This window comes from Actinoallomurus vinaceus (assembly GCF_039542055.1).
GTDB classification, from domain to species: domain Bacteria; phylum Actinomycetota; class Actinomycetes; order Streptosporangiales; family Streptosporangiaceae; genus Actinoallomurus; species Actinoallomurus vinaceus.
Map to the genome: position 1 here is coordinate 396985 of NZ_BAABHK010000004.1, position 11449 is coordinate 408433.

At 73.0% G+C, this 11449-nt stretch carries 10 protein-coding genes; 7 read left to right on the forward strand and 3 right to left on the reverse strand.

Annotated features, from left to right (window positions below):
- The first annotated feature begins 27 nt into the window (after positions 1-27).
- Together ABEA24_RS17045 and ABEA24_RS17050 are read left to right on the forward strand one after the other, a co-directional pair.
- A complete protein-coding gene (locus tag ABEA24_RS17045) occupies positions 28-402 on the forward strand; it encodes a BlaI/MecI/CopY family transcriptional regulator (protein WP_345431825.1) in 375 nt (124 codons plus the stop codon).
- Entirely contained in the window at positions 399-1415 is a 1017-nt protein-coding gene (locus ABEA24_RS17050; RefSeq protein WP_345431826.1) for a M56 family metallopeptidase, read from the forward strand. The genes ABEA24_RS17045 and ABEA24_RS17050 overlap by 4 nt, the downstream gene beginning before the upstream one ends.
- 102 nt (positions 1416-1517) lie before the next feature.
- On the opposite strand, the gene ABEA24_RS17055 is transcribed toward ABEA24_RS17050, so the two are convergent.
- Positions 1518-2399: a PhzF family phenazine biosynthesis protein gene (locus ABEA24_RS17055; RefSeq protein WP_345431827.1), complete on the reverse strand. Its 882-nt coding sequence runs from the start codon at positions 2397-2399 to the stop codon at positions 1518-1520.
- Between the two features lie 72 nt (positions 2400-2471).
- On the opposite strand from ABEA24_RS17055, the gene ABEA24_RS17060 reads away from it, so the two are divergent.
- A complete protein-coding gene (locus ABEA24_RS17060) occupies positions 2472-3362 on the forward strand; it encodes a LysR family transcriptional regulator (protein WP_345431828.1) in 891 nt (296 codons plus the stop codon).
- Positions 3363-3736: 374 nt separating this feature from the next.
- Here the strand turns inward: ABEA24_RS17060 and ABEA24_RS17065 are convergent, their stop codons facing one another.
- On the reverse strand, positions 3737-4870 hold the full coding sequence (locus ABEA24_RS17065; RefSeq protein WP_345431829.1) for an FAD-dependent oxidoreductase: 1134 nt from the start codon (positions 4868-4870) through the stop codon (positions 3737-3739).
- A gap of 89 nt (positions 4871-4959) precedes the next feature.
- Here ABEA24_RS17065 and ABEA24_RS17070 point away from each other — a divergent pair, with 89 nt between their 5' ends.
- The 3 genes from ABEA24_RS17070 to ABEA24_RS17080 all read left to right on the forward strand — a co-directional run bounded on the left by ABEA24_RS17070 (position 4960) and on the right by ABEA24_RS17080 (position 7770).
- Positions 4960-5502, forward strand: coding sequence for a TetR/AcrR family transcriptional regulator C-terminal domain-containing protein (locus ABEA24_RS17070; RefSeq protein ID WP_345431830.1), 543 nt, complete (start codon positions 4960-4962; stop codon positions 5500-5502).
- A gap of 81 nt (positions 5503-5583) precedes the next feature.
- Positions 5584-6066, forward strand: coding sequence for an SMI1/KNR4 family protein (locus ABEA24_RS17075; protein ID WP_345431831.1), 483 nt, complete (start codon positions 5584-5586; stop codon positions 6064-6066).
- Positions 6067-6156: 90 nt separating this feature from the next.
- Positions 6157-7770 (forward strand): esterase-like activity of phytase family protein, encoded by a 1614-nt coding sequence (locus ABEA24_RS17080; RefSeq protein WP_345431832.1) that lies wholly within the window; start codon positions 6157-6159, stop codon positions 7768-7770.
- A gap of 7 nt (positions 7771-7777) precedes the next feature.
- Here the strand turns inward: ABEA24_RS17080 and ABEA24_RS17085 are convergent, their stop codons facing one another.
- Positions 7778-9070: a M18 family aminopeptidase gene (locus tag ABEA24_RS17085; protein WP_345431833.1), complete on the reverse strand. Its 1293-nt coding sequence runs from the start codon at positions 9068-9070 to the stop codon at positions 7778-7780.
- A 167-nt stretch (positions 9071-9237) separates the two neighbouring features.
- On the opposite strand from ABEA24_RS17085, the gene ABEA24_RS17090 reads away from it, so the two are divergent.
- Positions 9238-11415 (forward strand): MMPL family transporter, encoded by a 2178-nt coding sequence (locus tag ABEA24_RS17090; protein ID WP_345431834.1) that lies wholly within the window; start codon positions 9238-9240, stop codon positions 11413-11415.
- The last annotated feature ends 34 nt before the right edge of the window (positions 11416-11449 follow it).

The following is an 11449-nucleotide window of genomic DNA, read 5'->3' on the forward strand; positions in this document are numbered from 1 at the left end:
GCTTAGGTGATCGAGCGAGGAGGGCGGATGCCGCAGTTCGGGGAGCTCGAAGCGGCGATCATGGAGGTGGTGTGGTCGGCGGACAAGGCCATCACGGTCCGGGACGTCCGTGACCGCCTCGGCCGCGAGCCGGCGCCGGCCTACAACACCGTGCTCACCGTGACGGAGATCCTCTACCGCAAGGGCTGGCTGGCCCGGGAGAAGCACGGCCGGGCCTTCCGCTACTGGCCGGCGGGCAGCCGGGACGACTACACCGCCCAGCTGATGGCCGAGGCGCTCGACTCCGCGCAGGACCGGGCGGCCGCGCTCGTACGGTTCATGGAGAGGATGGAGCCGGGAGAGATGGCCGAGATCCGCCGCGCCCTCGAGACGGCCAAGGACGCCGAGCGGCGGCCGCGATGACCGTGACGCTGCTCCTCCTCGGCTACGCACTGCTGCTGGCGACCGCCGGGACCGCCCTGCTCCGGCGGGCGTCGTGGCCGTCCCGCGCTCCCCTCCTGGCCATCGCCGCCTGGCAGGCGCTGTCCGCCTCCGTCGTCGGCTCGGTGATCCTCGCCGGGCTGACCGCGACGACGGCGGCCACCCGGGCCGGCGTCGTCTCGGGACGGTGCTACGGGCCGGTCGAGTGGCCGTGTGCGCCCGACACCCTCTCGGTCGCGGCCGTGCCCGTCGCGACCGGCGCGGTCCTGGCGCTCACCGTGGCGGCCCGCGTCCTGTGGTGCCTGTGCAGCGCGTACGGCGTCGCCTCCCGCGAACGGCGTCTCCGCCGCGACGGGCTCGCGCTGGTCGGCCGCCCCGACGCCCGGCTGGGCGTGACCGTCGTCGACCACGACGCCCCGGCCGTCTACTGCGTCCCCGGCCGCCATGGCCGGATCGTGGTGACCAGCGGGGCGCTGGCGGCGCTCGACGAGGATCAGCTGGCCGCCGTGCTCGCACACGAACGCGCCCACCTGCGCCAGCGTCACCACCTCGCCCTGACCGCCGCCCAGGCCCTCGCCCGGGCGTTCGGCCCGCTCCCCGTCTTCACGGCCGCCAGGGAGCAGATCGCGTTCCTCGTCGAGTTGGCCGCCGACGACGCCGCAGCGAAAGGCTCCGGTCGTCTCACCGTCGCCGAAGCCCTGCTCGCCCTGGCCGAGGCGATCCCGGCCGGTGCGATGGCCCCCGCGCTCGCGGCGGGCGGCACGACGACGGGCGCCCGCGCGCGCCGCCTCATCACCGGCACCCGGCCGCTCGGCCGTACGCGGGCCCTGCTGGGCCTCGCCGTCGCGACCGCCGTGCTGACCGCCCCGCTCGCGGCCGCCGGACCGACGCTGACCGCCGCCGTGGCCTGCTGCGGCTCCGCCCCGGCCGCCGGTGTCCCGGCGCACCCCGGTCATGCCCTTTGCCGCCCGGGATGTTCCGGACCTGCGGCCTGAGCCCTCAGCCGGCGATCAGGGCGGCGGTACCACTCACCCGGATGCCGGCGTCGAGTCACGTCCTGTGCGCGCCGGGCCGTTCGGACGCGACGGCCGGAACCGTCAGCCGACGATCGGGGCCGCGGTACCACTCACCCGGATGCCGGCGTCGGCTCCGGGCGTGACGTCGACGAGCAGGCGGCTCGGGCGGCCCATGTCCTCGCCCTGGTGGATCGTCACGCGGGCCGGCGGGGCGACGAGCTCCAGGGAGCGCAGGTACGCGCCGAAGGCGGCGGCGGCCGCGCCGGTGGCGGGGTCCTCGAAGACGCCGCCCGGCGGGAACGGGTCGCGGGCGTGGAAGACGGTCTCCGTCTCGCGCCACACCAGGTGCACGGTCGTCCAGCTCCGGCGCGCCATGAGGTCGCCGAGCGCGTCCTGGTCGTAGTCCAGGTCGGCGAGCCGCTCGCGTGAGGCGGCGGCGAGGACGAGGTGGTCGTTGCCCGCGTTGGCGATGCGCGGCGGGAGGGCCGGGTCCAGCTCGGCGTACTCCCAGCGCAGAGCGGCCAGCGCCGCGGCGAGGTCGGCGTCGTCCACCGCGCGCACTGCCGGGGCCACGCTGGTGAGCGTGGCGAGAACGCGGCCGTCCTCCTCCCGCGTCGCGACCGCGACCTCTCCGGCGGAGGTGAGGAACACCAGGTCGCCTGTTCCCTCGCGCTCGGCGAGAGCGACGGCGGTGGCGATCGTCGCGTGGCCGCAGAACGCCACCTCGGCCAGCGGGCTGAAGTACCGGATCCGGAAGCGCCGCTCCTCCTCCCTGGTCAGAAAGGCCGTCTCGGAGTAACCGACCTCGGCGGCGATCTCCTGCATCCGCGTCTCGTCCATGCCTCGCGCGTCGAGCACGACGCCGGCCGGGTTGCCGCCCTTCCCGTCCACGTCGAAGGCGGTGTAGCGAAGGACGGCCGACGGCAGGTCGCGGCCCTGGCTTTCCAGTGCGGTGTTCGTCATGTCCATGATTCTGCTGGCCGGGATACCATCGCGTCCAACGATGAATTCCGATGAAGGGGATCGCGGTCTTCGATGGACACCCGTCTTCTCCGGAGCTTCCTCGCGGTCGTCCGTACCGGTGGGATCACAGCGGCGGCCGCCGAGCTGGGATTCGTCCAGTCGACGGTCACCACGCACGTCCAAGCCCTCGAGCGCCTCACCGGAACCCCCCTCCTCGACCGGCACCCCGGCGGCGTCTCCCCCACGCACGCGGGCACACTCCTCGCCGAGCGCGCCGAGCAGATCCTCGACCTCGAAGAACGCATGCTCGCCGAGCTCACGGCCGACCCGGAGCGCCCCGCCGGTCCCGTACGGCTCTGCGCCCCAGAGTCCGTGTGCGCCTACCAGCTGACTCCGCTCCTGCCCGCGCTGCGGGAGCGCTTCCCCGACGTGGACCTGTCGCTGTTCCCCGCCGACACCCGCACCGCGCTGACCGCGATCGCCGACCGCCGCGCCGACCTCGCCCTCACCCTCGAGCCGTCGCTGAACACGCCCCAAGCAGACGTCGTGGACCTGGGAATCCAGGAGATGTCGCTCGTCGCGCCCGCCACGACGGGCCTCCCCCGCGACCGCCCCGTCACGCCGGCGGAGCTCGCTGCCGCAGGCGTCCTCCTCCTGGAGGAGGGCTGCGCCTACAGCGACGAGCTCGCCGCCCTGATCGCGGCCGCCGGAGCCCCGGTGGCCCAGCCCCGGTTCGGCGGTGTCGAGACGGTGAAACGCTGCGTCGCGGCCGGCCTCGGCGTGGCCCTGCTCCCGACCGTGACCATCGCCGAGGAACTATCAGATGGCCGACTCGTACGACTCCGGCCGCCGGACCTGTCCGAGCAGCGCCTCTGGCTGCTCCGCCCCCGGTCGCGCTGGGTCTCCCCCGCCGTCCAGGCCGTCCACAGCCTGCTGAGCGAAAGCGTCGCGTCCGCGCCCTGAGGGCCGCGCCGGTCAGCGTCGGCGGGTGCCGGGCAGGCCGCCATCCCCGGCTCGGGCGCGAGCGCTGAGAACCGCGCCGGTCAGCTCCTCCGGATCGGCCGCTTCGATGAGCCGCCACCGGCCGCGAGGGCCTGATGGCTCGTGCCGCGGATTTTCGTTGCTCCAGCCACGGCAATCCACGGCGATCACGGCGGCCGTGGCGTCGGCCGCCAGCTCATTCCACACCGTCTACTCACACAAGAAATCTGCTCGCCCCAGTAGACACCGCAGGACGAGACGCCTCACCGGTCGGGGTCCGTGCCGCCAGGATCGCGAGCGACAGTCGGTCGTGACCCGCCCCTGCCCGGCCAAGCCGACCCGCCGGCGAGGGCCGGTCACGGGATGAACGTCTTCAGCTTCGCCTTGCCGTGCTCCACCGCCGCGTTGCCGCGTTCGAGCAGGTCGGCCTGGTACTCCCCGAGCGCCGCCGTCAGGTCGCCCTCACCGCGCCCGGTTTCGGACAGGCGCGCGGCCAGCCGTACGGCGTCCTGCATGGCGGTGTTCGCGCCGTTTCCGCCGCTGGCCAGCGTCAGGTGCGCGGCGTCGCCCAAGAGCGTGACCCGGCCGACCGGCCAGGGCGGCATCGGCCGGTCGAAGATCCGGGATCGGCCGCTCGCGCTCATGTCGGCGGAGCGCACCAGGTCCAGCAGGTCGGGATGCCAGCCGTCGATGAGCTCCAGCACCAGGTCCCGCGCGTCCTCGATGCGCGGTCCGGTCGCGGCCGGGTGCTCCGGCGGGACCATCAGCACCCACCTCACGTAGCTGTCCCGGTAGGGCATGGGCAGCTCGGGGGCGAGCTCGGCGGCGGCCTCGGACGGTTCCCTGTCGAACTGCATGCGGCCCAGCATCAGCGTGACCTCAGGGCCCCTGACCATCGTGCCGCGCCCCGGCACGAGCCGCAGGAAACGGTCGGTGAGGGACGTGCGGCCCATCGCGCCGCAGAGGTCCGAGTCGACGAGCCGGACCTCGGGCACCAGTTGCCGCCGCACGACCGAGTTCCCTCCATCGGCGCCGACGAGCACCTGGCCCGTCGCCTCCGTACCGTCGGCGAAGCGCGCGGTCACGGTCCCGTCGGCTTCGGTGAAGCCGGTCAGCCGCTTGCCGTACGTGATCCGGTCCTCCAGCGCGCCGAGAAGGATGCGCCGCAGCACCTGCCGGTCCACCGCCCGGGCCTCCGCCGGCGGCCCCTGCAGGTCGCGGCTGAGCACGTTCAGCTGCTCGTCGAACATCAGCCCCGGCCCGGTCAGGCCTCCGCTGGTAACCTCGACCAGCTCGTAGAGCCGTTGCGGCAGGCTCGCGCGCAGCGCGTCCATCGCGGGCCGCCCGAGCCCGATCCGGTAGCCCTGGAGCCGCTCGTCGGCCCCGTCGTCGGCCTCGTACACCCGCACGTCGACGCCCGCGCGGATGAGGGCGTGCGCGAGCGTCAGCCCGCCGAGCCCCGCCCCGATGACCAGTACCCGATCCGTCATGACATCCCTCCGCTTTCCACGTGAACAACGTTCACGTGTACATTGTTCACCTAGACCGAGGCGATCTGTCAACCGGCCAGGAGGAGTGGATGGGGCAGCGGCGCACCGAGGTGCTGCGGGCGGCGATCGAGCTGCTCGACGAGGTCGGGCTGGACGGCCTCACCATGCGGCTGCTGGCGAGCCGGCTCGGGGTGCGGGCGAGCGCGCTCTACCGGCATTACCCCAGCAAGCAGGCGCTGTTGGACGCGATGGTCGCGCACCTGATCGTCCCGCCGGACGGGGCCGCCCCGCCGGTCGAAGGCCCCTGGGACGAGCGGCTTCGTGCCGTCGCGATCGGCGCTCGCGAGGTCATGCTGGCGCACCGGGACGGCGCACGCCTCTTGGCCGGCTTCCAGCAGCCGAGCGACGAGGCGGTCGCCGCCTTCGACGGCCTCGTCGCCGCCCTGGTCGCCGCCGGCCTGTCCGAAGACGGCGCAACCGTCGCCGTGGACACCGTCTTGGCCTACGTCAACGGTTCCACGATGGAAGAACAGACCCGGAAGGCCGGCACCTGGCCCCGGGAGAAACGCGACCGCGCCTTCCTCGCAGGCCTCGAACTGATCATCGGCGGCATCCGGAATTCCCTGCCGTGACACGGTCCTTCCGACTGAGGCGTCGCCGCTCTCGACCGACGCACCGGGCGGCTGTGAGGTGGGATCGCTAAGGTGCGGGAGATGAGCGGCGTCGCGTCGGTGGTCTCCCTCGTCGAACTGCTGCGGGGCAACCCCGAGTCCTGCCGGTGGACGGGCGGGCTGAGCCCGGCGGACCTCGCCGGGGCGGAGCGGAAGCTCGGGGCGTCGTTCCCGCCCTCCTATCGCCGCTTCCTCGCAGAGGTGGGTTCCTGCGAGGTGGACGGCACGGACTTCCTCGGCGTCTACCGGACGCCCGCCATGGGAGACACGCTCCTCGGTACGGTCAGCGGGACGCTCGACGCACGGACGGATCCCCGCTTCCCGGCGGACCTGCTGATCATCCAGTACGACGGGATGGGCGGGCTCGTGTGTCTCGACCTCTCGCGCCGGGACGGCGCCGGGGAGTCACCGGTCGTCGTCTGGGACCCGGGCTCGGCCGATCGAGGCGGTTCCGAGCGGCTCGCCGACGACTTCGGCTCGTACGCGCTGCGGCAGTGCACTCGGGCACTCACCAGCGGCGGTTAACCGCCGCGTCGCCCGGACGACGCGAACCGTCCACCCATGATCGGCACAATCCGCAAGGCAGATTCGCACCGTCCATGGGAGAGACCTCGGATGAACCGTCGCGCCGTCGCGGCCACCGCCGCCGGAACACTGGCCCTGTCCCTTTCCGGCGCCGGGATCGCCACCGCCGGCGCGTCCCACCCCTCGTTGCGGGCGCGGGACGACGCCTACCGGGTGCGCGCCGGGCGGAGCCTCGACGTGCGCGGCCACGGTCTCTTCCGCAATGACAGCGGGCGGCCGATCACGCTGATCTCGCACACCTCGCCGACGCACGGATCGCTGAGCCTCAACCCCGACGGTTCGTTCCGGTACACGCCGGCCGCCGGGTTCACCGGGACCGACACCTTCCGTTACACCGTCACCGACGCGGTCCGGCTCTACGCCATCCACCTGCCGCCGCTCGCCACGATCGGCGGCGTGAAAGTCACCGCCGGCGCGTACGGTTCCGCGCTCGCTCCGGTGCCCGGCTCGCGGGACGAGTTCTACGGGCTGACCGACCGGGGGCCGAACGTCGACGGCCCGAACGGCGAGAAGATCCTGCCGCTGCCCGGATTCACCCCGTCCATCGGGCGGTTCCGCCTGCGGGACGGCAAGGCCGTGCTCGAGCGGACGATCCCGCTGCGCGCCGCCGACGGCACCCCGTACTCCGGCCGGGTGAACCCGCAGGCGACCACCGGGGAGAACCTCGTCGACCTGAACGGGAACCCCCTGGCGCCGAGCGCGAGCGGGTACGACTCGGAGGGCCTGGTCGCGATGCGGGACGGGTCCTTCTGGGTGTCGGATGAGTACGGGCCGTTCATCACGCACTTCGACCGGACCGGCCGCGCGCTCGAGCGGCTGTCCCCCTTCGACGGCTCCCTGCCCCGCGAACTCGCGAACCGGGTGCCGAACAAGGGCATGGAAGGGCTGACCATCACCCCCGACGGCAGGACGCTCGTCGGCATCATGCAGTCGGCGCTGCAGCAGCCTGACGTGACCGCCAAGCCGAAGAACATCACGACGCTGCGCATCGTGACGTACGACCTGCGCACCCGGGCGACGCACGAGTACGTCTACCTGCTCGACGACCCGAAGAAGAACAGCGGGGCGGTCAGCGAGATCACCGCGATGTCCGGCACGAGGTTCCTCGTCGACGAGCGTGACGGGAACATGGAGCCGGGCGCGTACAAGAGGCTCTTCACGATCGACCTGGCGGGTGCGACGGGCGTCGGGCCGCGGGCCTCCGTGCCCGGCGCCGTGTACGACGCGGCCAAGGGCGGGCTGCTCGTCGGCACGGACCACAAGACGATCGACGCGTACGTCGGCTCGGACGACACCGCGACGTCGCGGTCGCACCTGGCCGCCGTCGGAATCACGCCGGTACGCAAGAGCCTTGGCCTCGACCTCGGCGGGCTGCTGACCGGCCTGGACCCGACGGGCGGCTTCTTCGGGCACGACAAGGTCGAGGGCGTCGCCACGACCGACGGCGGGCGCACGCTCGTGATCAGCAACGACAGCGACTTCGGCGTTGACGGCGTCACGAACGCCACGCCCCCGTACGCCCTGCACGTCAAGACGCTGCCCGACGGCCGGCAGGACGACGGCGAGTACCTCGCGATCGACACGACCAGGCTGCCCGCCGCCACGAGCACCGCCACGGTGACCATCACGGTGACCGCCGGCTGAGCGGCGGTCAGCCCTCCAGGAACGCCGTCAGCGCGCGGGCGAGGAGGTACGGGTCGTCGGCACCGCACAGCTCGCGCGCGGAGTGCATGGACAGGATCGGGACGCCGACGTCGACCGTGGTGATGCCGTGGCGGGCGGCGGTGATCGGGCCGATGGTCGTGCCGCACGGCATCGCGTTGTTCGACACGAACGCCTGCACGGGCACCCCGGCCCGGTCGCAGGCGGCGGTGAAGACGCCGCGGCCGACCCCGTCGGTGGCGTACCGCTGGTTGACGTTGACCTTGAGGATCGGCCCGCGGTTCGGCATCGGGCGGTGGGTCGGGTCGTGGCGCTCGGGGTAGTTCGGGTGGACGGCGTGGCCCGTGTCGGCGGAGACGCAGATCGTGCCGGCGAACGCCCGCGCGCGGTCGTCGTACGAGCCGCCCCGCGCGTGGACCGACCGCTCGAGGATCGCGCCGAGCAGCGGGCCGCCCGCGCCGGTGTCGGCCTCGCTGCCGTTCTCCTCGTGGTCGAACGCCGCGAGGACCGGGATGTACGGCAGGTCGGGTGAGCCTGCGGCGACCGCGAGCGCGGCGGTGCCCGCGTGCACCGACAGCTGGTTGTCGAGCCGCGCGGCGGCCAGGAACTCCTGGTCACGGCCGAGGTACGCGGGCGGCTGCACGTCGTGGGTCATCAGGTCCCAGCCGACGATCGACCGCGCCTCGACCCCCGCCTCCTCCGCGACGAACCTGATCAGCGCGCCCTCGTCGACCGCGCCGAGGGCCCAGATCGGCTGCGTGTGCCGCTGCCGGTCCAGCTGGAGGCCCTTCTCCCCGATGGCCCGGTCGAGGTGGATGGCCAGCTGCGGCACCCGCAGCAGCGGCCGGTCGACGGCGACCAGGCGCGTGGTCCCGTCGCGCAGCACGATCCGGCCGGACAATCCGAGGTCGCGGTCGAGCCAGCTGTTGAGCAGCGGCCCGCCGTAGATCTCCACGGCGACCTGCCGCCAGCCGTACGCACCGGAGTCCGGGAGCGGCTTGACCCGCAGGTTGGGCGAGTCGGTGTGCGCGCCGACGATCCGGAACGGGGTCTCGGGGCGCGCGTGCTCCGGGACGTACCAGGCGACGATCGCCCCGCCGCGTACGACGTAGCGCCCGCCGGTCTCACCGGTCCAGGCGTCCGTCTCCGCCACCTGCCGGAACCCGGCCTTCTCCAGGCGCTCGGCCGCGCTCGCCACCGCGTGGTACGGGGACGGGCTGGCGGCGATGAAGCCGGCGAGGTCGTCGGTGTGGCCGCGGTCGAACCGGAGCTGGGTGGTCATGCCTCAAGGATAGGGAGACCTGGTCCGGCGAAGGTGGAGGCAGCCCCACCATCGGCGGGGTGCCACCTCCCCGCCGGGCCGGGGGCTCACCGGCTGGGAGTCGAATCGCCGGATTCCTACCGTCATCAGCGACGACATGAACCCGCCGGACGGTGAAGGGGACGGGGATGAAGGACAACGTGGCCGCGCGGTTGGGCGGCTGGAGCGCCCGCCATAGAAAGACCGCGATCTTCGGGTGGCTGCTGTTCGTGGTCGCGGCCGTGCTCATCGGCGGCATGGCCGGACAGAAGCAGCTGACCAACGGCGAGCAGGGCACCGGCGACTCCGGGCGCGCGGTCCGCATCCTGGAGGACGCGGGCATCAAGAGCCCGGCCACCGAGATGGTGCTCGTGCACAGCGCCGCTCCGGACGGGTTCCGCGCGGCGGTCCCGGACGTGACCCGGGCGATCCGCGACAGCGGCCGGGCGGCGACCGTGCGCGAACCGCTGGTCTCCCGCGACCGCCGGGACGCGCTGGTGCAGTTCGACCTGGCCGGCGATCCGAAGACGGCCGCCGACCGCGTCGAGCCGGTCCAGGCCGCGGTGGCACGGGCCGGGGCCCGGCACCCTGAGGTCCGGGTGGAGGAGTTCGGGGACGCGTCCGGCGAGCGGTGGTTCAACAAGACGCTGGGCAGGGACTTCTCCCGCGCGGAACTGACCGCCGTACCGCTGGCGCTGGGCATCCTGCTGGTCGCCTTCGCGGCGCTGCTCGCCGCCATCGTCCCCGTCGCCGTCGCACTGACCGCGTTCCTCGCGGCGAACGGGCTGCTCGCCGTCGTCAGCCACGCCATGCACGTGGATGGTTCGGCGAACTCGGTGATGCTGCTGATGGGCCTCGCCGTCGGCGTCGACTACTGCCTGTTCTACCTGCGCCGGGAGCGCGAGGAACGCGCCTCCGGGCGGGACCGGGAGACCGCGCTGCGCATCGCCGCCGCGACGTCCGGCCGGTCGGTGCTGGTGTCCGGGCTGACGGTCATGGTGGCGATGGCCGGGATGTTCCTGTCCGGGATGCTGCTGTTCGAGGGCTTCGCGGTCGCGACGATCCTCGTGGTCCTCATCGCGGTGATCGGATCCGTCACGGTCCTGCCCGCCCTGCTGTCGCTGCTGGGCGACAAGGTGGAGTTCGGGCGCATCCCGTTCCTGCACCGCAGGCGGTCGACCGGCCGCTTCTGGAACGCCGTGCTGCGCCCCGTCCTGGCCCGCCCGGGCATCGCCGCCGCGCTGGCCGCCGCCTTCCTGCTGGCGCTGGCCGCCCCGGCGCTCGGCATGCACACCGAGAAGCTCCGGATGGAGCAGCAGATCCCCAAGAACGCCGCCCTGATCCAGACCTACCACCACATCAACGCGGCCTTCCCCGGCGGCCCGGACCCCGCCCTCGTCGTGGTCAAGGCGTCGGACGTCCAGGCGCCGCGCGTCCGGCAGGCGATCCGGTCGCTCCAGGACGCCGCGCGGCAGAGCGGGGAGTTCGGCCGGCCGGTCCGTACGCAGGTCCACGCGGCGGCGAACGTCGCCACGATCAGCGTGCCGCTGGCCGGGAACGGTTCCGACGCCACGTCACGGCACGCCCTGGCGACCCTGCGGCAGCGCCTGGTGCCCGCGGCGTTCGGCGGGGTCGCCGAGGCGCACGTCACCGGCACCCTCGCCTTCTCCACCGACTGGAACACCCAGCTGCGGCGCAGCATCGTGCCGGTCTTCGTCTTCGTGCTGAGCATCACCTTCGTGCTGATGCTCGTCTCGTTCCGCTCGATCCCGATAGCCGCCACCGCGATCGTGCTCAACCTGCTGTCGGTGGGCGCGGCGTACGGGGTGATGGTGGCGATGTTCCAGCACGGATGGGGCGCCGGTCTCGTCGGCACCCACGGCGTCGGGGCGATCGAGTCGTGGCTGCCGCTGTTCGTCTTCGTGGTGCTGTTCGGGCTGTCGATGGACTACCACGTGTTCGTCGTCTCCCGGATCCGCGAGGCCCACGACCAGGGCACGCCGACGGCGCCGGCGGTGGCGCAGGGCATCCGCGCGACGGCCGGCGCCGTGACCAGCGCCGCCGTCATCATGGTCGCGGTGTTCGCCGTCTTCGGCACCCTGTCGATGCAGGATTTCAAACAGATGGGCGTCGGACTGTCCATCGCCGTGCTGCTGGACGCCACGATCGTCCGCGCGGTGCTGCTCCCGGCGGTGATGACGCTGCTCGGCGAGGCGAACTGGTACCTCCCGCGATGGCTGTCCTGGCTGCCCGGTCTGTCCCACAGCGAAGCGCCCGCCACCGTCCCCGACCTCGTGCGGCCGGCGTACGTCCCCGCCGACCGCTGAGCCTCTTATCGAGGGGCCGGATCAGATCCGGCCC

Bases quoted from the DNA above. Each gene is read 5' to 3' on its own strand.
- ABEA24_RS17045 (WP_345431825.1), top strand. From the start codon at position 28: ATGCCGCAGTTCGGGGAGCTCGAAGCGGCGATCATGGAGGTGGTGTGG.
- ABEA24_RS17050 (WP_345431826.1), top strand. From the start codon at position 399: ATGACCGTGACGCTGCTCCTCCTCGGCTACGCACTGCTGCTGGCGACC.
- ABEA24_RS17055 (WP_345431827.1), bottom strand. From the start codon at position 2,399: ATGACGAACACCGCACTGGAAAGCCAGGGCCGCGACCTGCCGTCGGCC.
- ABEA24_RS17060 (WP_345431828.1), top strand. From the start codon at position 2,472: ATGGACACCCGTCTTCTCCGGAGCTTCCTCGCGGTCGTCCGTACCGGT.
- ABEA24_RS17065 (WP_345431829.1), bottom strand. From the start codon at position 4,870: ATGACGGATCGGGTACTGGTCATCGGGGCGGGGCTCGGCGGGCTGACG.
- ABEA24_RS17070 (WP_345431830.1), top strand. From the start codon at position 4,960: ATGGGGCAGCGGCGCACCGAGGTGCTGCGGGCGGCGATCGAGCTGCTC.
- ABEA24_RS17075 (WP_345431831.1), top strand. From the start codon at position 5,584: ATGAGCGGCGTCGCGTCGGTGGTCTCCCTCGTCGAACTGCTGCGGGGC.
- ABEA24_RS17080 (WP_345431832.1), top strand. From the start codon at position 6,157: ATGAACCGTCGCGCCGTCGCGGCCACCGCCGCCGGAACACTGGCCCTG.
- ABEA24_RS17085 (WP_345431833.1), bottom strand. From the start codon at position 9,070: ATGACCACCCAGCTCCGGTTCGACCGCGGCCACACCGACGACCTCGCC.
- ABEA24_RS17090 (WP_345431834.1), top strand. From the start codon at position 9,238: ATGAAGGACAACGTGGCCGCGCGGTTGGGCGGCTGGAGCGCCCGCCAT.